At 64.3% G+C, this 23,454-nt stretch carries 15 protein-coding genes; 11 read left to right on the top strand and 4 right to left on the bottom strand.

Annotated elements, in window-relative coordinates; genetic code table 11:
- Positions 1-111 precede the first annotated feature (111 nt).
- From rluB to truB, 6 genes are all read left to right on the top strand, one after another.
- Positions 112-2,031, top strand: coding sequence for a 23S rRNA pseudouridine(2605) synthase RluB (gene rluB / locus LDZ24_RS07980; RefSeq protein WP_248319993.1), 1,920 nt, complete (start codon positions 112-114; stop codon positions 2,029-2,031).
- A gap of 351 nt (positions 2,032-2,382) precedes the next feature.
- Positions 2,383-2,841, top strand: a complete 459-nt coding sequence (rimP, locus tag LDZ24_RS07975; RefSeq protein WP_175940666.1) for a ribosome maturation factor RimP — start codon at positions 2,383-2,385, stop codon at positions 2,839-2,841.
- Positions 2,838-4,313, top strand: a complete 1,476-nt coding sequence (nusA, locus tag LDZ24_RS07970; RefSeq protein WP_175940503.1) for a transcription termination factor NusA — start codon at positions 2,838-2,840, stop codon at positions 4,311-4,313. The genes rimP and nusA overlap by 4 nt, the downstream gene beginning before the upstream one ends.
- Before the next feature lie 92 nt (positions 4,314-4,405).
- Positions 4,406-7,390: a translation initiation factor IF-2 gene (infB, locus tag LDZ24_RS07965; protein WP_248319992.1), complete on the top strand. Its 2,985-nt coding sequence runs from the start codon at positions 4,406-4,408 to the stop codon at positions 7,388-7,390.
- 95 nt (positions 7,391-7,485) lie between these two features.
- Positions 7,486-7,863: a 30S ribosome-binding factor RbfA gene (gene rbfA / locus LDZ24_RS07960; RefSeq protein ID WP_175940501.1), complete on the top strand. Its 378-nt coding sequence runs from the start codon at positions 7,486-7,488 to the stop codon at positions 7,861-7,863.
- Complete coding sequence (gene truB, locus LDZ24_RS07955) at positions 7,864-8,796, top strand: tRNA pseudouridine(55) synthase TruB (protein ID WP_248319991.1); 933 nt, start codon at positions 7,864-7,866, stop codon at positions 8,794-8,796.
- 79 nt (positions 8,797-8,875) lie between these two features.
- Here truB and LDZ24_RS07950 read toward each other — a convergent pair whose 3' ends face one another.
- The 4 genes from LDZ24_RS07950 to LDZ24_RS07935 all read right to left on the bottom strand — a co-directional run bounded on the left by LDZ24_RS07950 (position 8,876) and on the right by LDZ24_RS07935 (position 13,906).
- Complete coding sequence (locus LDZ24_RS07950; protein ID WP_248319990.1) at positions 8,876-10,435, bottom strand: DHA2 family efflux MFS transporter permease subunit; 1,560 nt, start codon at positions 10,433-10,435, stop codon at positions 8,876-8,878.
- Between the two features lie 24 nt (positions 10,436-10,459).
- Positions 10,460-11,719 carry an HlyD family secretion protein gene (locus tag LDZ24_RS07945; RefSeq protein WP_248319989.1) on the bottom strand — a complete coding sequence of 420 codons (1,260 nt, stop codon included), beginning with the start codon at positions 11,717-11,719 and terminating at the stop codon, positions 10,460-10,462.
- Between the two features lie 52 nt (positions 11,720-11,771).
- On the bottom strand, positions 11,772-13,307 hold the full coding sequence (locus LDZ24_RS07940; protein ID WP_248319988.1) for an efflux transporter outer membrane subunit: 1,536 nt from the start codon (positions 13,305-13,307) through the stop codon (positions 11,772-11,774).
- Between the two features lie 86 nt (positions 13,308-13,393).
- A complete protein-coding gene (locus tag LDZ24_RS07935; RefSeq protein WP_175940496.1) occupies positions 13,394-13,906 on the bottom strand; it encodes a MarR family winged helix-turn-helix transcriptional regulator in 513 nt (170 codons plus the stop codon).
- A 326-nt stretch (positions 13,907-14,232) separates the two neighbouring features.
- Here LDZ24_RS07935 and typA point away from each other — a divergent pair, with 326 nt between their 5' ends.
- The 5 genes from typA (at position 14,233) to zapE (ending at position 23,374) form a co-directional block, all read left to right on the top strand.
- Complete coding sequence (typA, locus tag LDZ24_RS07930) at positions 14,233-16,056, top strand: translational GTPase TypA (RefSeq protein WP_248319987.1); 1,824 nt, start codon at positions 14,233-14,235, stop codon at positions 16,054-16,056.
- Between the two features lie 355 nt (positions 16,057-16,411).
- Positions 16,412-19,273: a 2-oxoglutarate dehydrogenase E1 component gene (locus LDZ24_RS07925; protein WP_248319986.1), complete on the top strand. Its 2,862-nt coding sequence runs from the start codon at positions 16,412-16,414 to the stop codon at positions 19,271-19,273.
- A gap of 82 nt (positions 19,274-19,355) precedes the next feature.
- Positions 19,356-20,669 (top strand): 2-oxoglutarate dehydrogenase complex dihydrolipoyllysine-residue succinyltransferase, encoded by a 1,314-nt coding sequence (gene odhB / locus LDZ24_RS07920; RefSeq protein WP_175940493.1) that lies wholly within the window; start codon positions 19,356-19,358, stop codon positions 20,667-20,669.
- Positions 20,670-20,756: 87 nt separating this feature from the next.
- The gene (gene lpdA, locus LDZ24_RS07915) at positions 20,757-22,187 is read left to right on the top strand and encodes a dihydrolipoyl dehydrogenase (protein WP_248319985.1); all 1,431 of its coding nucleotides are present in this window, start codon (positions 20,757-20,759) and stop codon (positions 22,185-22,187) included.
- A gap of 89 nt (positions 22,188-22,276) precedes the next feature.
- Complete coding sequence (gene zapE, locus LDZ24_RS07910) at positions 22,277-23,374, top strand: cell division protein ZapE (RefSeq protein ID WP_248319984.1); 1,098 nt, start codon at positions 22,277-22,279, stop codon at positions 23,372-23,374.
- Positions 23,375-23,454: the final 80 nt, after the last annotated feature.

Raw genomic sequence — 23,454 nt, 5'->3', positions numbered from 1 at the left:
TGATTTAACCGGCTCTCGATAAAACATCACGTCGAAGACGACGAGCCGGACCGGTCAGCGGAAATTTTTGACGCGCCCGCCAGGGTGCGCAATTCGACATTTGAGGTTGTTTTGACACACTCCCACGACAGCGATTCGCCCGAATCCGCGCGCCCCGTGCATGGCGCGGACGCCCATGAGTCGGCCGATGCCGGCGAACGCACGCGCACCGACGAGAGCGCCGACGGCGACGATCGTCCGCGCCGCGGCCTGCGCCGCGGTCCGCGCAGTCTGATCGCACGCCGCCGGGCTGTCGCCAAGACCAAGGGCGCGGATGGCGCGCCGGACGCCGCGACCGACGCGCCGCCGCCGGAAGGCGCCGCCGCGCAGGCGCGCGCGCCGCGCAAGGAAGCGGGCGCGAAGGCGCCGCGAAAACCGGCAGCGAAGCGCGAGCCCAAGCGCGAGACGGTGGAAGGGCAGCAGGACGCCGCGCGGCAAGGTGGCCGCAAGCGTGGGCGTCGCGATGACGCAGAAGTCGCCGTGGAAGCGTCGGGCGAAGTCGCAGCGGCCGCGCCCCGCGAGGGCGGGCAGCGCAAGAATCCGCCGGGAAAGCGTGAACGGCAGCCGCGCAACGGCAAGCGCAACGATGCAGGCCCGGCGACCGTCGAGAGCGCGGCGGCCGCCGCCGTCGACGACGTCTTTGCGTACGTCACGTCCCCGGCATTCGACGCGGACAACGGCTCGGCGGGCGTGCGCGCGCCGATGCTGCGCCGTGGCCGCAACGCGCCCCAGCAAAAGCGCGTGCTGGAACCGGACGACGACGCCCCCAAACTGCACAAAGTGCTGGCCGACGCCGGCATGGGCTCGCGTCGCGACATGGAGGAATTGATCATCGCAGGGCGCGTGTCGGTGAACGGCGAGCCCGCGCACATCGGCCAGCGCATCATGCCGACCGACCAGGTGCGCATCAACGGCAAGCCGCTCAAGCGCAAGCTCGCGAGCAAGCCGCCGCGCATCCTGCTGTATCACAAGCCGACGGGCGAGATCGTCAGTCACGCGGACCCGGAAGGCCGTCCGTCGGTGTTCGACAAGCTCCCGTCGATGAAGACGGCGAAGTGGCTCGCGGTCGGCCGGCTCGACTTCAATACGGAAGGGCTGCTGCTGCTCACGACCTCCGGCGATCTGGCGAACCGGTTCATGCACCCGCGTTACAGCGTCGAGCGTGAATATGCGGTGCGCGTCGTCGGTCAGTTGTCCGAGGCGATGAAGCAGAAGCTGCTGAAAGGCGTGGAGCTCGACGACGGCCCCGCCAACTTCCTGCGCATTCAGGACGGCGGCGGCGAAGGCACGAACCATTGGTATCACGTCGCGCTGGCGGAAGGCCGCAATCGCGAAGTGCGCCGCATGTTCGAGGCGGCGGGGCTCATGGTCAGCCGCCTCATCCGCACGCGCCACGGTCCGATCGCGTTGCCGCGCGGCCTCAAGCGCGGGCGCTGGGAAGAACTCGAAGACAACCAGGTGCGCAGCCTGATGGCGGCGGTCGGCCTGAAGGCGCCGACGGCCGAGAAGGGCGGACGCAGCGCCGCGCCGCGCGTTCAGCCCGATCCGATGCAGACGTCGATGGGCTTCATCACGCGCGAACCGGTCTTGAGCTCGCACTTGCGCGCGGCGCAGACGCCGGCGCGCGGCGGCCGGCGCGGCGGCGCGGGCGGGCTTCCCGGCGCGTTCGGCGCGAGCGGGGTGGGTGGCATGGGCGGCTTCGGCGGCAACATGGGCAATACAGGCAACGCTGGCGGCCCGGGCCGACGAGGCGGTCGTGAGCCGAACGGCAACCGCATCGGCAACGAGCCGAATGGCAATCGCGCGAACGGCGGCCGCTCGGGGCAGCGCAATGCGCGCGGACAGGGTCCGCAAGGCATGAGCGGGCCGGCCAAGCGTCCGGCGAGCGGCAACGGCCCGCGCGGCAACCGTCAGGGCGGCGGGCAGCAAGGCGCGGGGCAAGGCAAGGCCGGCGCCGGACGCGGCCCGCGCAACCGCACGCGCGGACGTTGAACGCGCGTTGACGAGCCGTTTCGGTCGGTCGCGGGTGAGCCTGCGGCCGATCCACTCGAATCGCGTCGTCGAGCCATCGGCATAAAGCAAAAAAGCATGCGAACTGGCACGAAACGGGTCCGATCGCGGGCTTTACGTTTGCGTTTATCCCGAAAAATGGCTAAAATCACGGAGTCGCTGGGCACATAGTTTTTGCGCTGCCCGGGTGCGACCTCGGTTGAAAAAGATGGGCGTTGCGCCCATTTTTTTTTTGGCTTTTTGGTTCGGCATCTCGGGAGCAGGGGTGCGCCCAGTCAAGGCGCTCGCCCGCAGGTGTTTCGCGGCGCGGGCGCGAAACACCTTGGAGTTACTGTGCAACTGACGGAACTGATTGAAACCACGGTCTCGAGCCTGGGCTACGAGCTTGTCGATCTCGAACGTTCGGGAGGCGGCATGCTGCGTATTTATATCGACCAGCCGGCCGGTATCGCCATCGAAGACTGCGAGAAAGTCACGCGTCAGCTTCAGTATGTGCTCGAAGTCGAAAACGTCGATTACGACCGCCTCGAAGTGTCGTCGCCGGGGCTCGACCGCCCGCTCAAGAAGCTGGCCGACTTCGAGCGCTTCGCCGGCAACGAAGCCGTCATCACATTGAAAAAGCCGCTGGACGGGCGCAAGTCGTTCCGCGGCGTTCTGCACGCCCCCGAGGGCGACAAGATCGGTTTGGAATTCGAAGGGAAGGACGGCGCCGCGATGCTCGATTTCACGCTCGCGGACCTCGATAAAGCACGTCTCGTCCCCAAAGTTGACTTTAGGAGCCGCAAACAATGAGTCGCGAAGTTTTGATGCTGGCGGATGCGCTGGCGCGCGAAAAGAACGTCAACAAGGACGTGGTGTACGCAGCTCTGGAGGCTGCGCTTGCTTCGGCAACGAAAAAGCTGTTCGAGGAAGATGTCGATATTCGCGTCGCGATCGACCGTGAAAGCGGCGAGCACGAGACGTTCCGCCGCTGGCGCGTGGTGCCGGACGAGGCGGGCCTTCAGGAGCCCGACCAGGAAATTCTGCTGTTCGAAGCGAAGGAGCAAAAGCCCGACGCGCAAGTGGACGACTATATCGAGGAACCCATTCCGTCGATCGAATTCGGCCGCATCGGCGCGCAGGCTGCCAAGCAGGTCATTTTGCAGAAGGTGCGCGACGCCGAGCGCGAGCAGATCCTGAACGACTTCCTCGAGCGCGGCGAGAAGATCATGACCGGCTCGGTCAAGCGTCTGGACAAGGGCAACTTCATCGTCGAATCCGGCCGCGTGGAAGCGCTGCTGCGCCGCGACCAGCTGATTCCGAAGGAAAACCTGCGCGTGGGCGACCGCGTGCGCGCGTATATCGCGAAGGTGGACCGCACGGCGCGTGGTCCGCAAATCGAACTGTCGCGCACCGCGCCCGAGTTCCTGATGAAGCTCTTCGAACTCGAAGTGCCGGAAATCGAACAAGGGCTGCTGGAAATCAAAGCGGCCGCGCGCGATCCCGGCGTGCGTGCGAAAATCGGGGTGATCGCCTACGACAAGCGCATCGATCCGATCGGAACGTGCGTGGGCATCCGCGGTTCGCGCGTGCAGGCCGTGCGCAACGAGCTCGGTGGCGAGAACGTCGACATCGTGCTATGGTCGGAAGACCCCGCGCAGTTCGTGATCGGCGCCCTCGCGCCGGCAGCCGTTCAGTCGATCGTCGTCGATGAAGAGAAGCATTCGATGGACGTCGTCGTGGACGAGAGCGAGCTCGCGGTCGCCATCGGCCGCAGCGGCCAGAACGTTCGACTCGCCAGCGAGCTCACCGGCTGGCAGATCAATATCATGACGCCGGACGAATCGGCGCTGAAGCAGAACGAAGAGCGCGGCAAGTTGCGCAATCTGTTCATGGCGCGTCTGGATGTGGACGAGGAAGTCGCCGACATCCTGATCGACGAAGGCTTCACGAGCCTCGAAGAAATCGCCTATGTGCCGCTCAACGAGATGCTCGAAATCGAAGCGTTCGACGAAGACACCGTGCACGAGCTGCGCAACCGGTCGCGTGACGCGCTGCTCACGATGGCGATCGCCAACGAGGAGAAGGTCGAGGGCGTCGCGCTCGATCTGAAGAGCCTCGAAGGCATGGACAACGAGCTTCTCGCGAAGCTCGCGGAGCATCAGATTCAGACCCGCGACGACCTCGCGGAGCTGGCAGTAGATGAACTGGTCGAGATGACCGGGATGGAAGAGGATAACGCTCGCGCGTTGATCATGAAAGCACGTGAACACTGGTTCCAGTGAGAAATGACCATGGCGCACTGAAATATCGCGGCCGGTTCGGCCGCATGACCCGATCTAACCGCAAGGACTGATCCTTGCATCAAGAGGAATGAATGGCGAGTAACAACGTAGCCCAATTTGCCGCGGAACTCAAAATGCCTGCGGGCGTGCTGCTCGAGCAGTTGCAGGCGGCTGGCGTCCAGAAAGCGAGCGCGAACGACGACCTGTCCGAAACGGACAAGGCGCGTCTGCTCGATCATTTGCGCAAGTCGCACGGGTCCGCCGATGCCGACAAGCGCAAGATCACTCTGACCCGCCGGCATACGTCGGAAATCAAGCAATCCGACGCAACGGGTAAGGCTCGCACCATTCAGGTCGAGGTGCGCAAGAAGCGTGTGTTCGTGAAGCGCGACGAGGCAGGCATCGAGCAGCCGGCCGAGACGCCGAATCATGTCGAAGACGAGGTCGACGAGGCCGAACTCCAGCGCCGCGAGGAAGAAGCTCGCCGCGCCGCGGAGCAACTCGAGCGCGAAGAGCGCGAGTTGAAGGAGCGTCAGGCGCGTCTCGAACAGGAAGAAGCGGAGCGTCGCGCCCGCGAGGAAGCGGCTGAAGCCGAGCGTCGCCGCCAGGAAGCGGAAGCCGAGCGTCGTGCGCAAGCCGCCGCGCAGGCCGCCGAGATCTCGCGCGCCGCGCAGGCAGCGCGTCAGGAAGCTCGTACGCCGGTCGCCGCTGAGGTGAAGGCCGAGGCCAAGCCGCCGAAGCAGGACGATACGGCCCAGCGCGAAGCCGCCGAAAAGGCAGCGGAAGAAAAGGCGGCGAGCGAACGCGCCGCCCAGCGCGAAGCCGCGAAGAAGGCGGAAGACGCCGCGCGCGAAGCCGCCGAGAAGGCGCGTCTCGAACAGGAAGCCATCGCGAAGCGTCGTGCCGCGGCGGAAGCCGAAGCGCGCGCCATTCGCGAGATGATGAACACGCCGCGCAAGGCGCAGGTCAAGGCGCCGGAACCGGCGCCCGCGGCGAAGCCCGCCGAAGCGGCCAAGGCTGCCGAAGCGAAGGGCACGCTGCACAAGCCGGCGAAACCCGAAGGCGCGCAAGCCGCGCGTCCGGCAGCCGCGAAGAAGCCGGCGCCCGGCGCGGCAGCGCCCGCCACGACGGCGCCGACCGGCGACAAGAAGAAAGCCGGCGGCAAGGGCGGCTGGCAGCAGGACGACGCATCGAAGCGCCGCAGCATCAAGACGCGCGGCGACACGAGCGGCGGCGTGGATCGCGGCTGGCGCGGCGGTCCGAAGGGTCGCGGCAAGCATCAGGAACAGACGTCGTTCCAGGCGCCGACCGAGCCGATCGTCCGTGAAGTGCACGTGCCGGAAACCATCTCGGTGGCCGATCTCGCGCACAAGATGTCGGTGAAGGCTTCGGAAGTCATCAAGGTGATGATGAAGCTCGGCCAGATGGTCACGATCAACCAGGTGCTGGACCAGGAAACGGCGATGATCGTCGTCGAGGAACTGGGCCACCGCGCGGTCGCGGCGAAGCTGGACGATCCCGAGGCGCTGCTCATCGAAGGCGAAGCCGCCGAGGAAACGGCAGAGCGTCTGCCGCGTCCGCCGGTCGTCACCGTCATGGGTCACGTCGACCACGGCAAGACCTCGCTGCTCGACTACATTCGTCGCGCGAAAGTGGCGGCGGGCGAAGCGGGCGGCATCACGCAGCATATCGGCGCGTATCACGTCGAAACGCCGCGTGGCGTCATCACCTTTCTGGATACGCCGGGTCACGAGGCCTTCACGGCCATGCGTGCGCGCGGTGCGAAGGCAACGGACATCGTCATTCTGGTGGTCGCAGCCGACGACGGCGTGATGCCGCAGACGAAGGAAGCGATCGCTCACGCGAAGGCGGGCGGCGTGCCTATCGTCGTGGCGATCAACAAGATCGACAAGCCGGAAGCGAACCCGGACCGCGTGAAGCAGGAACTGGTGGCGGAAGGCGTGGTGCCGGAAGAGTACGGCGGCGATTCGCCGTTCATCGAAGTGTCGGCGAAGACCGGCAAGGGCATCGACGATCTGCTGGAAAACGTGTCGCTGCAAGCCGAAGTGCTGGAATTGACCGCTCCGGTCGACGCCGGCGCGAAGGGTCTCGTGATCGAAGCGAAGCTCGACAAGGGCAAGGGTCCGGTCGCGACCATTCTGGTGCAGTCGGGCACGCTGAACCGCGGCGACGTGGTTCTCGCGGGCAGCGCCTACGGCCGCGTGCGCGCCATGCTGGACGAAACCGGCAAGCCGACGAAGTCGGCAGGTCCGTCGATTCCGGTGGAAATTCAGGGTCTGTCGGAAGTGCCGGCGGCGGGCGAAGAAGTCATCGTGTTGCCGGACGAGCGCAAGGCGCGCGAAATCGCGCTGTTCCGTCAAGGCAAGTTCCGCGACGTCAAGCTCGCCAAGCAGCAGGCCGCGAAGCTCGAGAACATGCTTGAGCAGATGGGCGAAGGCGAAGTGCAGAACCTGCCGCTCATCGTCAAGGCGGACGTGCAGGGCTCGCAGGAAGCGCTCGTGCAATCGCTGCAGAAGCTCTCGACCGGCGAAGTGCGCGTGCAGATTGTGCACAGCGCGGTCGGCGCGATCAGCGAGTCGGACGTCAACCTGGCGACGGCGTCGAAGGCGGTCATCATCGGCTTCAACACGCGTGCGGATGCGCAAGCCCGCAAGCTGGCGGAATCGAACGGCATCGACATTCGCTACTACAACATCATCTACGACGCAGTGGATGAGGTGAAGGCGGCCATGTCCGGCATGCTCGCGCCGGAGAAGCGCGAGACGGTGACGGGCACGGTCGAGGTGCGTCAGGTCATTCGCGTGCCGAAAGTCGGTCTGATCGCGGGTTGTATGGTCACGGACGGGTTCGTGAAGCGCACGTCATCGGTGCGCGTGATCCGCAACAACGTCGTGATTCACACCGGCGAGCTGGATTCGCTGAAGCGCTTCAAGGACGACGTCAAGGAAGTGCGTCAGGGCTTCGAGTGCGGGATCTCGATCAAGAACTTCAACGACATCGTCGAAGGCGACCAGCTGGAAGTCTTCGAAGTGACGGAAGTGGCTCGCACGCTGTAATGCATTAGTACGCCGAGCTCGAGGCGGAGCGGGCCTGACGGCTCGCTCCGCCTTTTTCTTTGGCGCGGCGATAGAGAAGGGAAGGAACCAAGATCATGGCTAAAAGACGTACGTCCACGAATCGCAACGTGCAGATTGCGGACCAAATTCAGCGCGATCTCTCGGAACTGATGCGCGAGGTGAAGGACCCGCGTATCGGCCTCGTCACGATGCAGAGCGTCGAGCTGACGCCCGACTACGCGCACGCGAAGGTCTACTTCACGACGCTCACGGGCGATCCGAAGCAGACCGAAGAGGCGCTCAATCACGCCGCCGGTCATCTGCATAACCTGCTGTTCAAGCGACTGCACATTCATACGGTGCCGACGCTGCATTTCCACTACGACAAGACGATCGAGAAGGCCGTCGAGATGTCGCGCCTGATCGACGAAGCCAACGCGACGCGCGCCAAAGACGACGAAGAAGGTGCGTGAGTGAAAGGCGGTCCGAAGATCCCGCGCCGCGCGCTCGACGGTGTGTTGCTGCTGGACAAGCCGCTCGGTCTGTCGAGCAACGACGCGCTCATCAAGGCGAAGCGCCTTTATCTGGCGAAGAAGGCGGGTCACACGGGCACGCTCGATCCGCTTGCCACCGGCCTTTTGCCGCTGTGCTTCGGCGAGGCGACGAAGTTCTCGCAAGACTTGCTCGAAGCGGACAAGACGTACGAAGCGACGATGCGCCTCGGCATTCGCACGACGACGGGCGATGCCGAAGGCGAGGCTGTCGAGACGCGTGATGTGCTGTGCGACGAAGCGGCCGTCGAAGCGGCGATGCAGCGGTTTCTCGGCGACATCGTGCAGGTGCCGCCGATGTACTCGGCGCTCAAGCGCGACGGCAAGCCGCTTTACGAATACGCCCGCGCCGGGCAGACGGTCGAGCGCGAAGGCCGTCAGGTGACGATTCACGCGCTGAAAATGATCGCCTGCGCGCTGCCGCTCGTGACGTTTCGCGTCACCTGCAGCAAGGGCACGTATGTGCGGACGCTGGCGGAAGATATCGGCGAGGCGTTGGGCTGCGGCGCGCATCTGACGGCGCTGCGTCGCACCGGAGTCGGCGCGCTGACGCTGGTAGGCGCGGTGACGCTGGACGCGTTAGCCGCTGCGGGCGAGTCGGAACGCGATGGCTGGCTGCGTCCGGTCGATGCGCTGTTGTCGACGTTCCCGGCCGTGCATCTGCGCGACGACGCGACGCGGCGCTTTAGGCACGGTCAGCGGCTGCGTCTGGATGAACTGAGCGAATCGGCGTCCGTTTGGCAGGCTGAGGACACGCGAGTGCGCGTCTACGACGATGCGGGCAAGCTGCTCGGCGTCGCGCGAGCAGCGGAAGGCGTGCTCGCCCCTGAGCGGTTGGTGGTGAGCGGGTCTTGACTGACCGCCGCGCGCGCATGCACAAATAAAAAAGGAGAGGCCAGCGCCTCTCCTTTTCATTTCCGCCGATGCATTCCGTTCAATGCGCGGCCGATGCCGCCGCTGCCGAATCGCCGCCGCCCGAGCGCTCGGGACGCGTGATCCAGATCAGCGCGATCAGCGCGACGAAAATTCCCGCCGAGATATAGAACATGTCGTTCACGCCGAGCTGCGCGGCCTGCTGCGTCGCCATGCTGTTGAAGAGCCCGTAAGTCTGCTCCTTGGACATGCCGAGCGCGCTCATCTGCTGCATGGAATTGGCGAACGTCGGGTTGTACGAGTTCGCCTGTTCGACCAGTTGCGCGTGATGCACGATCGACCGATGTTCCCACGCCGTCGAAAAGATCGACGTGCCGATGCCGCCGCACATGATCCGCACGAAGTTCGACAAGCCGGACGCCGCCGGAATGCGATGCCCCGGCAAGCCCGACAGCGTGATGGACACGAGCGGAATGAAGAAGCCCGCCATGCCGATGCCCTGAATGAGCGTCGGCAGCGTCAGCGTCCACGTATCGACGCCCGTCGTGTAGCGCGAACGCATCCAGAAGCAGAGCGCGAACACGAGGAACGCGGCCGTCGCGATGCGCCGCGGGTCCGTGCGCGGCAGGAACTTGCCCGTGATCGGCGAAAGCAGAATGGCGAACACGCCGACCGGCGCCATCACCAGCCCGGCGTTCGTCGCCGTGTAGCCGATGTCCGTTTGCAGCCACAGCGGCAGGAGCACGAGATTGCCGAAATACAGCCCGTAGCCGATCGACAGCGCAATGGTGCCGCCGGTGAAGTTGCGCAGTTCGAAGAGCGACAGGTCGACGACCGGATGCTCCGCCGTCAGCTCCCACACGATGAAGAACGCGAACGAAATGACCGCGATCAACGCGAGCACGACGATGGTCGTCGAGTTGAACCAGTCGAGATCCTTGCCCTTGTCGAGCATGATCTGCAACGAGCCGACCCAGATCACGAGCAGCCCGAGGCCGACCGTGTCGATGGGCGCCTTGCGGATCGCGGAATCGCGGTCGCGGAAGATGGCGAACGTGGCGAGCGCCGCTGCGATCCCGACCGGAATGTTCACGTAGAAGATCCACGGCCACGAGATGTTGTCGGAGATCCACCCGCCGAGCACCGGCCCCGCGACCGGCGCGATGAGCGTGGTCATCGACCACATCGAGAGCGCCATCGGTGCCTTTTCGCGCGGATAGCTCGCAAGCAGCAGCGTCTGCGACAGCGGAATCATCGGGCCGGCGACCGCGCCTTGCAGCACGCGCGCGGCGAGCAGGAACGGCAGCGTCGGCGCGAGACCGCACAGCCACGACGCGAGCACGAACAGGATGATCGAGCCGAGGAACAGGCGCACTTGTCCGAATCGCTGCGTGAGCCAGCCCGTGAGCGGCACCGAGATCGCGTTGGCGACCGCGAAGGACGTGATGACCCACGTGCCCTGATCCGACGACACGCCGAGATCGCCGGAGATCGACGGAATCGACACGTTCGCGATCGACGTGTCGAGCACGTTCATGAACACCGCGAGCGACACGGCGATCGTCCCGATGACGAGCTTGCCGCCCGAAAGCGGCGGATGGACGACGTTAGCTTGAGACATGTGTTGGTTCCGCGAGGCGGCCGCTTACATCAGCTTGGCGGCCGACGCGGACTTCGTCGCGTTGCCGCGCGAAGCCGCGGGCGAGCCCGCGCCTTGCGTGCCCGCGCCGCCGCCCGCGTTCTGCTGGATGATGCGCGCGATTTCCGCGTCGGCCTGGGCGCCGTACTTGTCGAACACGTTCGTCTGATAGACGGTGTTCGGCACGTTGCCCAGCTGGCCGCCTTGCTCGTCCTTGATGGTGACGTCGACGTTCATCGAGAGGCCGATACGCAGCGGATGCTGTTCCAGTTCCTTCGGATCGAGTTCGATACGCACCGGCAGGCGCTGCACGACCTTGATCCAGTTGCCGGTCGCGTTCTGCGCGGGCAGCAGCGAGAACGCCGAACCCGTGCCGGCCGAGAAGCCGATGACCTTGCCGTGGAACACGACGCCCGAGCCGTAGAGATCGGCCGTCAGTTCGACCGGCTGGCCGATGCGCATGTGCTTGAGCTGCACTTCCTTGAAGTTCGCGTCGACCCACACGCCGTTGAGCGGCACGATGGCCATCAGCGGATTGCCCGGCGCGACGCGCTGGCCGACCTGCACCGAACGCTTCGCGACATAGCCCGTGACCGGCGCGGGCAGCGTGTTGCGCGCGTAGTTGATGTACGAGTCGCGCACCTTCGCGGCGGCGGCGAGCACGTTCGGATGGTCCGCGATAGTCGTGTTCGCCGTCAGCGACCGGTTCGAGGCAAGTTCCTGCTGCGCGGCGTCGAGCGCGGCCTGCGCGCTGCGCACGGCGTCGCGTGCGTGCGAGATTTCTTCCTGCGAGACTGCGCCCGTCTGCGCGACCGTCAGGCGGCGGCGCAGGTCGTCCTGCGCGCGGGACAAGTCCGACTTGCGCAGCGCCACTTGCGCTTCATACTGGTTGTTATTGACGAAGAACGTGCGAACCTGCCGCACCGTCTGCGCGAGATTCGCTTCCGCCTGATCGAGCGCGACTTTCGAGTCCGCCGGATCGAGCGCGACGAGCGGATCGCCGACCTTCACGGTCTGCGTGTCGTCGGCGTTCACCGATACCACCGTGCCGACCACTTGCGGCGTGATCTGCACGACGTTGCCGTTGACGTACGCGTCGTCCGTCGACTCGTGGAAGCGGGCGACGAGGAAGTAGTACAGGCCGTATGCGATCGCGGCGATGAGAATGACGAGGACGATCAGCGTCATCAGCATGCGGCGCTTGCCACTGCTCTGCTTCGGCGCAGGCGCGGGCGCGTTGGCGGCGGTTTGTTGAGGGTCGCTCATGAAGGGCTCCGAAAATTCCGTGTTGGTCTTGATGCGTGTTCTTTTGAGTCGCTCAGTGCGACGGCGCGGCTTGATCTGCGGCCTGATTCGCGGCCTGCCGTTGCCCGCTGCCGTCGATGGCGAGATTCGTGCTCGTGGCGTCGAAACCGCCGCCGAGCGAACGAATCAGCGCGATCTGCAGGTCGGTGCGCTTCAGGCGCAGGTTCGTCACCGTCTGCTCGTTCGCGAGGCGGTTTTCGTCCGCCGTGAGCACTTGCAGTTGCGGCGAGAGGCCGGCCTTGTAGCGGATCACCGCCAACTGATACGCGCTGGTCGCAGCAGCGAGCGCGCGTTGCGCGTCGGCCATCTGCCTGTCGAGCGAGCGGATCGAGGAGATGTTCGTCGCCACGTCGTTCAGCGCGTTCACGAGCGTCTGATTGTAGTTGGCGACGACATTGTCGAAATCGGCGTAACGGCCTTTGAGCTGCGCGCGCAGCGCGCCCGCGTCGAAGATCGGCAGGTGAATGGCCGGTCCCGCCTGAATCTGCCGGCTGCTCGCCATCAGGAAGCGGCTCCAGCCGAACGCGTCGAAACCGAAGCTCGCCGCGAGATTGATGTCGGGGAAGAACTCGGCCTTCGCTTCCGCGATGTCATGCGTGGCCGCTTCGACCTGCCAGCGCGCCGCGACGATGTCCGGGCGGCGCGAGATGAGGTCGGCCGGCACGTTGTCCGGCAGCGTCACGTTGACGTTCGGATCGATCACCGGATTGGCGATCTGCAAGCCGCGGTCCGGGCCTTTGCCGAGGAGCGCCGCCAACTGATAGCGCACCGACTGGATCTGCCCGTCGAGTTCGCTCAGGTTCGTCTGGCTCGTCGCCACGTTGCCTTCGGCCGTGCGGCGTTCGACGTTCGTATCGAGGCCCGCGGTCACGCGTCCGCTCGTGATGCGGCCGACGTCCTGGCGATTGGCGATCTCGCGCTGCGTGACGTCGCGCAGCGCGTAGAGCAGGGAGAGCTGGTTATACGTGCGCGCCACGGACGCGGCGAGCGTCACGCGCGCCTGCTGCATGTCCGCCTCGGCCGCCTTCTGCTGCGAGACGGCCATGTTCAGGCGCGAGCGGTTCTTTCCCCACAGGTCCAGGTCCCACGACGCGCTGGCGAGCACGTTGTTCTCGCTGAACCACGTGCCGCCGTACGGCGGCGGAAACAGGGCGTTGGCCGAATAGAGCTCGCGCGTCCATGAATACTGGGCGTTCACGTGCGGATAGAGCGTCGAGCGCGAGCTTTCGATATACGACGATGCCTTCGCGATGCGCGCCTGCGCCTGCGCGATGCTCGGATTGTCCGCGACGGCTTCGTCGATCAGTTGCGGCAACTGCGGGTCGCCGAACTGCTTCGCCCAGTCGAGGCTCGGCCACTGGCCGCCTTGCCCCGGCACGCTCTGCGTCGACTGCAAGGCGTCGGGCGTGGTGATCTGCTTGTCGCTCGAGATGCCCGCGTAATTCGCGCAGCCGGCGACCGCGAGCGCGGCCACGGCGGCCGCCACGGCGCTCTTCGCGCCGCGCAGGGCGCTTTTCGGCCTGCACGCGGACAAGGAAAGGTGTTTCATCGCTCGTCTCTTGAGATGAGTGTTAAAGATGGACGTTGCAACCAATTCTTGGGTGGTCAAGCTGGATTCCCCGGTCCATTTGCTTGTCAGCGCAATGGCATACCAGGCTTATCATTGCCGCCCGCAGGACACGCGGCAGGATCGCACGTGTTGGCGAGAATGCGGCGGAGCATGCTCTTCAGAAAGCCGACTTCCTCGGGGGTGAAGCCCGCGAGCAACGCATCCAGCACGCGCGTGAAGATGGCCGGCACCTTTTCCGCCATCGCGCGGCCGTCCGCTGTCAGCGCGAGACGCACGACGCGCCGGTCTTCCTCGCTGCGCACGCGCGAGAGCAGGCCGCGCTTTTCCAGACGGTCGATCAGGCGCGTGACCGCGCTCGCGTCGATGCCGTATTCCCGCGCTATATCCGCCGCCGTCAGGCACTTGCCGACCGCCAGCATGAAGACGATGCTGGCCTGCGTGCTCGTGATGCCGAGTTCGGACGTGGTGTGCTGCGTCACCATGTTCCACAGCGTCGAGCGCACGCGGCTCAGCAAATAGCCGACGCTTTCGCTCAACACGTAGTTGTCAATCGCCGTGGGTTTCGGAGCGTCGCTCATGGAAAATTTTGTGCGAGTGCAATAGTTGACTAGGCAGGATTATAGGGGCGTGAATCCGCCGCTGCAACAGTCTCTTCTGAGAATGCTTAACAATCGGCGCGAGAGCGCAGTGCTTTGTAGACGCAGTTCGATGCTGACACGTCCGCGTGCTATAATTTTCGGTTCTCACCGCGCCGGGCCCGAAGAGTGTATTCCAGGCAGTCACACAGCAGTCACGCAAATCGAAAGCGTGACGTGACGCTTATCCGAGGGTCTGCCGAGCCATCAGCCATTGAGCGTTCTGCTTGGCGGCCCTCGCTCCGACGGCGCACAACCAAGATACTCTTATGACTCGCGCCCTCCGCAATATCGCCATCATTGCCCACGTCGACCACGGCAAGACCACGCTCGTCGACCAGTTGCTCCGTCAGTCGGGCACGTTCCGGGAAAATCAACAAGTCGCCGAGCGCGTCATGGACTCGAACGACATCGAAAAGGAACGCGGCATCACGATTCTCGCGAAGAACTGCGCGGTCGAATACGAAGGCACGCACATCAATATCGTCGACACGCCGGGACACGCCGACTTCGGCGGCGAAGTGGAGCGCGTGCTGTCGATGGTCGATTCCGTGCTGCTGCTCGTCGATGCCGTCGAAGGCCCGATGCCGCAAACGCGCTTCGTCACGAAGAAAGCGCTGGCGCTCGGTCTCAAGCCGATCGTCGTCATCAACAAGGTGGACCGTCCGGGCGCGCGTATCGACTGGGTGATCAACCAGACGTTCGATCTGTTCGACAAGCTCGGCGCCACCGAAGAACAGCTCGATTTCCCGGTTGTCTACGCGTCGGGCCTGAACGGCTACGCGAGCCTCGATCCGGAAACGCGCGAAGGCACCATGCGTCCGCTGTTCGAGGCGATTCTCGAACACGTGCCGGTGCGCCCGGCCGATCCCGACGGCCCGCTGCAGCTTCAAATTACCTCGCTCGACTACAACACGTACGTCGGCCGTATCGGCGTCGGCCGCATCGCGCGCGGGCGTATTCGCCCCGGCATGCAGGTCGCGGTGCGCTCGGGTCCGGACGGCGCGATCCTCAATCGCAAGATCAATCAGGTGCTGTCGTTCCACGGCCTGGAGCGCGTGCAAGTCGAGGAAGCGCAGGCCGGCGATATCGTGCTGATCAACGGCATCGAGGAAATCGGCATTGGCGTGACGATCTGCTCGCCGGAGAATCCCGAGGCGCTGCCGATGATCACCGTCGACGAGCCGACGCTCACGATGAACTTCCTCGTGAACTCGTCGCCGCTCGCGGGCAAGGAAGGCAAGTTCGTGACGAGCCGCCAGATTCGCGACCGTCTCACGAAGGAACTGAACCACAACGTCGCGCTGCGCGTGAAAGATACCGGCGACGAAACCACGTTCGAAGTCTCGGGCCGCGGCGAACTGCACCTGACGATTCTCGTCGAGAACATGCGCCGTGAAGGCTACGAGCTTGCCGTGTCGCGTCCGCGCGTCGTGCTGCAGGAAATCGACGGCGTGAAGTGCGAGCCGTATGAAAACCTGACGGTCGATATCGAAGACCAGCATCAGGGCGGCGTCATGGAAGAGCTCGGTCGCCGCAAGGGCGAAATGCTCGACATGACGTCCGACGGCCGCGGTCGCACGCGCCTCGAATACAAGATTTCGGCGCGCGGGCTGATCGGTTTCCAGAGCGAGTTCCTGACGCTCACGCGCGGCACGGGCCTGATGAGCCATACGTTCGATTCGTACGCGCCCGTCAAGGAAGGCTCGGTCGGCGAGCGCCGCAACGGCGTGCTGATCTCGCAGGACGACGGCGCGGCTGTCGCCTACGCGCTGTGGAAGCTGCAGGATCGCGGCCGCATGTTCGTGTCGCCGGGCGATGCGCTCTATGAAGGCATGATCATCGGCATTCACAGCCGCGACAACGACCTCGTCGTGAATCCGATCAAGGGCAAGCAGCTGACCAACGTGCGCGCCTCCGGCACCGACGAAGCCGTGCGCCTCGTGCCGCCGATCCAGCTTTCGCTGGAGTACGCGGTCGAATTCATCGACGACGACGAACTCGTCGAAGTGACGCCGCAGTCCATTCGTTTGCGCAAGCGTCATCTGAAGGAACACGAGCGCCGCCGCGCGAGCCGCGAATCGGCGGAGTAAATCGCCTCCGACGTTGCAGTCCAAAAGCCGCCTTCGGGCGGCTTTTTGCATTCGACGCTTGGCCGCACCCATTAAAGAATCGCCAGCCGATGCCGACAATCACGCATGGCCGGCGCTCTTGCATCGACCGGAAACGCCCGCACATGCCCGTTGCAGAAGGGCGAATGCCTGCGCAACGGTGCGACGTCCGGTCATATGACGAATGCATCTGTGCTATGCTATTCGGATTAGCTGTCGCTTTTTAGGTCCTTCCAAGCAGACTTGATTCGCGCAATCCGCTAAACGGTCAGGCCGTGTCGCGGAAGGTTTTGTAACCCGCACTTCCTCGAGAAACTCGAAGAAAGGTGAGCGTAAAATGATGAAGCAATTCCAGTCGAACTCCTATTTGTTCGGCGGTAATGCTCCGTACGTCGAAGAGTTGTACGAGGCATATCTCGATAATCCCGCGTCAGTGCCCGAGACCTGGCGAGCCTATTTCGACGCGTTGCAGAACGTGCCCGCGTCGGACGGCACGAATCACAACGACGTGGCCCACGGGCCGATCGTCGAGTCGTTTGCCCAGCGCGCGAAGTCCAACGGCTTCGTTCAGCGCGAAGGCGCCACCGAAGATCTCGCTACCGCGCGAAAGCAAGTCTACGTTCAGTCCCTCATCGGCGCGTATCGCTTCCTCGGCTCGCAATGGGCCAATCTCGATCCGCTCAAGCGCCGCGAGCGTCCGCATATCCCCGAACTCGAGCCTGCGTTCTACGACTTCACCGAAGCCGACATGGACCAGATGTACAGCGCCACGAACCTGTATTTCGGTTTCGAGCGCGCGACGCTGCGCGAGATCGTCAAGGCATTGCGCGACACGTACTGCGGCACGATCGGCGCCGAGTACATGTACATCAGCGATCCGGAACAGAAGCGCTGGTGGAAGGAGCGTCTCGAGTCCATCCGCTCGACGCCGAACTTCTCGAACGACAAGAAAAAGCACATCCTGAACCGCCTGACGGCCGCCGAAGGCCTCGAGCGTTTCCTGCACACCAAGTACGTCGGCCAGAAGCGTTTCTCGCTGGAAGGCGGCGAGAGCTTCATCGCGTCGATGGACGAAGTCGTGCGTCACGCGGGCAAGAACGGCGTGCAGGAAATCGTCATCGGCATGGCGCACCGTGGCCGTCTGAACGTGCTGGTCAACACGCTCGGCAAGATGCCGGCGGACCTCTTCGCCGAATTCGAAGGCAAGCACGTGGACGACCTGCCGGCCGGCGACGTGAAGTACCACAAGGGTTTCTCGTCGGACGTCGCGACCGAAGGCGGCCCGGTGCACCTGTCGCTCGCGTTCAACCCGTCGCACCTGGAAATCGTCAACCCGGTGGTCGAGGGTTCGGCGAAGGCGCGCATGGATCGCCGCGGCGACGAAGAAGGCCTGCAAGTCCTGCCGGTGCAGATCCACGGCGACGCGGCCTTCGCGGGCCAGGGCGTCGTCATGGAAACGCTGAACCTTGCGCAAACGCGCGGCTACGGCACGCACGGCACGCTGCATATCGTCATCAACAACCAGATCGGTTTCACGACGTCGGACCCGCGCGATTCGCGCTCGACGCTGTATTGCTCGGACGTCGTCAAGATGATCGAGGCGCCGGTGCTGCACGTGAACGGCGACGATCCCGAAGCGGTCGTGCTCGCCACGCAGCTCGCGATCGACTTCCGCATGAAGTTCCACAAGGACGTGGTGGTGGACATCGTCTGCTTCCGCAAGCTCGGTCACAACGAGCAGGACACGCCGGCGGTCACGCAGCCGCTGATGTACAAGACCATCGCGAAGCATCCCGGCACGCGCGCGCTGTACGCGGAGAAGCTGGTGCAGCAAGGCGTGATCACGGCCGAAGACGCCGACAACTACGTGAAGGCGTACCGTCAGGCGATGGACGAAGGCCATCACACCATCGACCCGGTGCTCTCGAACTACAAGAGCAAGTACGCGGTCGACTGGGTGCCGTTCCTGAACCGCAAGTGGACCGACGCCGCCGACACCGCCGTGCCGCTCGCCGAACTGAAGCGTCTCGCTGAGCGCATCACGACGGTTCCGGAGAACTTCAAGCTGCATCCGCTCGTCGAGCGCGTGATCAACGATCGTCGCGCGATGGGCCGTGGCGAAGCGAAGCTCGACTGGGGCATGGGCGAGCATCTCGCGTTCGCGTCGCTGGTGGCATCGGGCTATGCCGTGCGTCTGACGGGCCAGGACTCGGGCCGCGGCACGTTCACGCACCGCCACGCCGTGCTGCACGACCAGAACCGCGAGCGCTGGAACGACGGCACGTACATTCCGCTGCAGAACATCGCGGACAACCAGGCGAAGTTCACGGTCATCGACTCGGTGCTGTCGGAAGAAGCGGTGCTCGGCTTCGAGTACGGCTATTCGACCGCCGAACCGAACACGTTCGTCGCGTGGGAAGCGCAGTTCGGCGACTTCGTCAACGGCGCTCAAGTGGTGATCGACCAGTTCATCTCGTCGGGCGAAGTGAAGTGGGGCCGCGTCTCCGGTCTCACGATGATGCTGCCGCACGGCTACGAAGGGCAGGGTCCGGAGCACTCGTCGGCGCGCATCGAGCGTTTCCTGCAACTGTGCGCGGACCACAACATGCAAGTGGTTCAGCCGACGACGCCGGCGCAGATCTTCCATCTGCTGCGCCGTCAGATGATCCGCCTGTTCCGCAAGCCGCTCATCATCGCCACGCCGAAGTCGCTGCTGCGTCACAAGGAAGCGGTGTCGGACCTGTCGGAACTGGCGAAGGGCTCGTTCCAGCCGGTCATCGGCGAAGTGGACGAAAGCATCGACGCGAAGAAGGTCAAGCGCGTGATCTGCTGCTCGGGCCGCGTGTACTACGACCTCGTCGCGCATCGCCGCGAAGCGAAGGCGAACGACATCGCCATCGTGCGTATCGAGCAGTTGTATCCGTTCGCGCACAAGCAGTTCGACGCGGAACTCAAGAAGTACGAAAACGCGACCGAAGTGGTCTGGGTGCAGGACGAGCCGCAGAACCAGGGTGCCTGGTTCTACATCGAGCACCATCTGCGTGAAGGCATGAAGGAAGGGATGAAGCTGGCCTATAGCGGCCGTCCCGCTTCCGCCTCGCCCGCGGTCGGCTACTACGCGAAGCACTACGAGCAGCAGAAGGCGCTGGTTGAAGGCGCGTTCGGCCGCCTGAAGGGTGCGCAGACCATCGCGAAGTAATCGTTGCCTGATCGGACCGGCGTGCGGCAAGCGCGCCGGTTCCGACGCTCGTACACACAGAACGCATTAGGACAATACAGAAATGGCTATCGTAGAAGTCAAGGTTCCCCAGCTTTCCGAGTCGGTCTCGGAAGCCACCATGCTGCAATGGAAGAAGAAGCCGGGCGAGGCAGTCGCCCAGGACGAAATCCTAATCGAAATCGAAACCGACAAGGTGGTGCTCGAAGTGCCCGCGCCGTCGGCTGGCGTGCTCGCGCAGGTCATCAAGCATGACGGCGATATCGTCACCGCTGACGAGATCATCGCGAAGATCGACACCGAAGCGAAAGCAGGCGAAGCGCCCGCAGCCGCCGCCGCTGGCGACGCCGAAGTGAAGCCCGCGCCGCAAGCCGAGCCGGCCGTGGCGTCGTCGTCGGCGACCGCGCAAGCGACCGCCTCCGCGACGGGCGGTTCGGTCACGGGCGGCGCGGCATCGCCCGCCGCGACGAAGATTCTGGCCGAGAAGGGCGTGTCCGCCGACCAGGTGTCGGGCTCGGGCCGCGACGGCCGCATCACGAAGGGCGACGCGCTCGCCGCGCAAGCCGGCGCGCCCGCCGCCGCGAAGGCACCGGCTCCGGCCGCTGCGCCCGCGAAGGCCGCGAAGCCTTCGCTGCCGCAAGTCAACGCGCCCGCGTCGGCTGATCAGTGGCTGAAGGATCGCCCGGAACAGCGCGTGCCGATGTCGCGTCTGCGCGCGCGCATCGCCGAGCGTCTGCTCGAATCGCAGCAAACCAACGCCATCCTGACGACGTTCAACGAAGTCAACATGGCACCGGTCATGGACCTGCGCAACAAGTACAAGGACCGCTTCGAGAAGGAACACGGCGTGAAGCTCGGCTTCATGTCGTTCTTCGTGAAGGCGGCCGTGCACGCGCTGAAGAAGTTCCCGCTCGTGAACGCGTCGATCGACGGTAACGACATCGTTTATCACGGCTACTTCGACATCGGCATCGCGGTCGGTTCGCCGCGCGGTCTGGTCGTGCCGATTCTGCGCAACGCGGATCAGATGAGCCTCGCCGACATCGAGAAGAAGATCGCCGAATTCGGCGCGAAGGCGCGCGACGGCAAGCTGTCGATCGAAGAAATGACCGGCGGCACGTTCTCCATCTCGAATGGCGGCGTGTTCGGCTCCATGCTCTCGACGCCGATCATCAACCCGCCGCAGTCCGCGATTCTCGGCGTGCACGCGACGAAGGAGCGCGCTGTGGTCGAAAACGGCCAGATCGTGATCCGCCCGATGAACTACCTCGCGCTGTCGTACGACCACCGCATCATCGACGGCCGCGAAGCCGTGCTGTCGCTCGTCGCCATGAAGGACGCGCTGGAAGATCCGGCCCGTCTGCTGCTGGACCTGTAAGAACAAAGTGCCTTCGGTGCGCGCGATAGGCTCGCGCGCACCGCTCGAAGGCGTCTCCGCAAGAGCGGGGTCTACTCAAGGAAAGTCATGTCCAAGGAATTTGATGTCGTCGTGATCGGCGCGGGCCCGGGCGGCTATATCGCGGCGATTCGCGCAGCGCAACTCGGCAAGATGGTTGCGTGTATCGAGAAGTGGAAGAACCCGGCCGGCGCGCTGAAGCTCGGCGGCACGTGCCTGAACGTGGGCTGCATTCCGTCGAAGGCGCTGCTCGCGTCCTCCGAAGAATTCGAAAATACGTCGAAGCATCTGGCCGATCACGGCATCAGCGTGTCGGACGTGAAGCTCGATGTGTCGAAGATGCTGGCGCGTAAAGACGGCATCGTCGAAAAGATGACGAAGGGCATCGAGTTCCTGTTCCGCAAGAACAAGATCACGTGGCTCAAGGGTCACGGCAAGTTCACCGGCAAGAACGCTGCCGGCGTGCAGATCGAAGTGTCGGGCGAAGGCGAAACGGAAACCGTCACGGCGAAGAACGTGATCATCGCGACGGGTTCGAAAGCGCGTCATCTGCCGGGCATTCCGGTCGACAACAAGCTGATCGCCGACAACGAAGGCGCGCTCTCGTTCGACTCCGTGCCGAAGAAGCTCGCCGTGATCGGCGCGGGCGTGATCGGTCTGGAACTGGGCTCGGTGTGGCGTCGTCTGGGCGCTGAAGTGACGGTGCTCGAAGCGCTGCCGCAATTCCTCGCCGCAGCGGATGAATCGCTCGCGAAGGAAGCCGCCAAGCAGTTCAAGAAGCAAGGTCTCGACATTCACCTCGGCGTGAAGATCGGCGAAGTGAAGACGACCGGCAACGGCGTGTCGATCGCGTACACGGACAATCAGGGCAACGCGCAAACGCTGGAAGCGGACCGCCTGATCGTCTCCGTCGGACGCGTGCCGAACACGGACAACCTCGGCCTGGAAAGCATTGGCCTGAAGGCGAACGAGCGCGGCTTCATCGACGTGGACGATCACTGCGCGACGAGCGTGCCGGGCGTGTACGCTATCGGCGACGTCGTGCGCGGCCCGATGCTCGCGCACAAGGCGGAAGACGAAGGCGTGGCGGTGGCGGAAATCATCGACGGACAAAAGCCGCATATCGACTACAACTGCGTGCCGTGGGTCATCTACACGGAACCGGAAATCGCGTGGGTCGGCAAGACCGAGCAGCAGCTCAAGGCCGAAGGCCGAGAGATCAAGACCGGCCAGTTCCCGATGATGGCCAATGGCCGCGCGCTGGGCATCGGGCGGGCTGAAGGCTTCGTCAAGATGATCGCGGACGCGAAGACCGACGAGATTCTCGGCGTGCATATCATCGCAGCGGACGCGTCGGATCTGATCGCGGAAGCAGTCGTCGCGATGGAGTTCAAGGCCGCGTCGGAAGACATCGGCCGCATTTGCCATCCGCATCCGTCGCTGTCTGAAGTGATGCGCGAAGCGGCGCTCGCGGTCGACAAGCGCGCGTTAAACATGTAATACGGCTCGACTTCGGGCAACAAGCAGGGCATCGCACACGAAGGCGAGCGGATCAAACCGCTCGCCTTCGTCACATCGAACGGCAGAAGATGAACGTCACCGAATACTACGAAAACGAACTGCGCACGCGGGGCTACCAGTCCGACGAAGCGCAGCTGGCGGCGGTCGCTCGCCTGCAACGCTGCTACGAAGAATGGGTGGCGTACAAGGCGCGACGCTCGAACGCGATCCGGAAGTTTCTGGTTCATCCGGAACTGCCGCGCGGTGTGTACATGTGGGGCGGCGTCGGGCGCGGCAAAAGTTTTCTGATGGACAGCTTCTATGCCGTCGTGCCGGTGCAGCGCAAAACGCGCCTGCATTTTCACGAGTTCATGCGCGAAGTGCATCGCGAACTGGAGGAGTTGAAGGGGCAAGCCGATCCGCTCGACGAACTGGCGCGGCGCATCGCGAAGCGTTATCGGCTGATCTGCTTCGACGAATTCCACGTCTCCGATATCGCCGACGCGATGATTCTCTATCGCCTGCTGGACCGCCTGTTCAGCAACGGCGTGCAGTTCGTGATGACGTCCAATTACGAGCCCGACACGCTGTATCCGGAGGGCTTGCATCGCGACCGACTGCTGCCGGCCATCGAGTTGCTCAAGAAGAATCTCGACGTGCTGAATGTCGACGCGGGCACCGATTATCGCAAGCGCACGCTGTCGCAAGTGCAGGCGTATCACACGCCGCTCGGCGCGGCGGCGGACAAGGCGCTGCGCGCGGATTACGCGAAGCTCGCGGCCGTGCCCGACGAAAGCCCCATCCTGCATATCGAAAAGCGCGAGATCAAGGCGCTGCGTAAAGCGGATGGCGTCGTGTGGTTCGACTTCGCGACGCTTTGCGGCGGCCCGCGCTCGCAGAACGACTATCTGGAGATCGCGAACCGCTTCCACGCGGTCATCCTGTCGGACGTGCCGCAGATGTCGCCGCGCATGGCGTCGGAAGCGCGCCGCTTCACGTGGCTCATCGACGTTTTCTACGACCACAAGGTCAAGCTGCTGATGTCGGCGGCGGTGCCGGCCGAGGACTTGTACGTCGAAGGGCCGATGGCGAACGAGTTCGCGCGCACGGTGTCGCGCATCGTCGAAATGCAGTCGCAAGAGTATCTGGAGGCGCCGCGGCGGCTCGCGAACATTTCGCTTACGTGAGCTAATACGAGAATCAAAAACAGGCGTCTAGCCAGATGGCATAAGGCTTTCGCCGGGTTTTCAAGATTAGGACCTCTCTG

It is taken from the genome of Caballeronia sp. Sq4a (assembly GCF_023170545.1).
GTDB lineage: Bacteria > Pseudomonadota > Gammaproteobacteria > Burkholderiales > Burkholderiaceae > Caballeronia.
This window is presented reverse-complemented; position numbering and strand designations above follow the sequence as displayed.

What these genes read in the sequence shown, in the direction of transcription:
- nusA (WP_175940503.1), top strand. Translation starts at nt 2,838, where the DNA reads ATGAGTCGCGAAGTTTTGATGCTGGCGGATGCGCTGGCGCGCGAAAAG.
- infB (WP_248319992.1), top strand. Translation starts at nt 4,406, where the DNA reads ATGGCGAGTAACAACGTAGCCCAATTTGCCGCGGAACTCAAAATGCCT.
- rbfA (WP_175940501.1), top strand. Translation starts at nt 7,486, where the DNA reads ATGGCTAAAAGACGTACGTCCACGAATCGCAACGTGCAGATTGCGGAC.
- LDZ24_RS07950 (WP_248319990.1), bottom strand. Translation starts at nt 10,435, where the DNA reads ATGTCTCAAGCTAACGTCGTCCATCCGCCGCTTTCGGGCGGCAAGCTC.
- LDZ24_RS07945 (WP_248319989.1), bottom strand. Translation starts at nt 11,719, where the DNA reads ATGAGCGACCCTCAACAAACCGCCGCCAACGCGCCCGCGCCTGCGCCG.
- LDZ24_RS07940 (WP_248319988.1), bottom strand. Translation starts at nt 13,307, where the DNA reads ATGAAACACCTTTCCTTGTCCGCGTGCAGGCCGAAAAGCGCCCTGCGC.
- LDZ24_RS07935 (WP_175940496.1), bottom strand. Translation starts at nt 13,906, where the DNA reads ATGAGCGACGCTCCGAAACCCACGGCGATTGACAACTACGTGTTGAGC.
- typA (WP_248319987.1), top strand. Translation starts at nt 14,233, where the DNA reads ATGACTCGCGCCCTCCGCAATATCGCCATCATTGCCCACGTCGACCAC.
- LDZ24_RS07925 (WP_248319986.1), top strand. Translation starts at nt 16,412, where the DNA reads ATGATGAAGCAATTCCAGTCGAACTCCTATTTGTTCGGCGGTAATGCT.
- odhB (WP_175940493.1), top strand. Translation starts at nt 19,356, where the DNA reads ATGGCTATCGTAGAAGTCAAGGTTCCCCAGCTTTCCGAGTCGGTCTCG.
- lpdA (WP_248319985.1), top strand. Translation starts at nt 20,757, where the DNA reads ATGTCCAAGGAATTTGATGTCGTCGTGATCGGCGCGGGCCCGGGCGGC.
- zapE (WP_248319984.1), top strand. Translation starts at nt 22,277, where the DNA reads ATGAACGTCACCGAATACTACGAAAACGAACTGCGCACGCGGGGCTAC.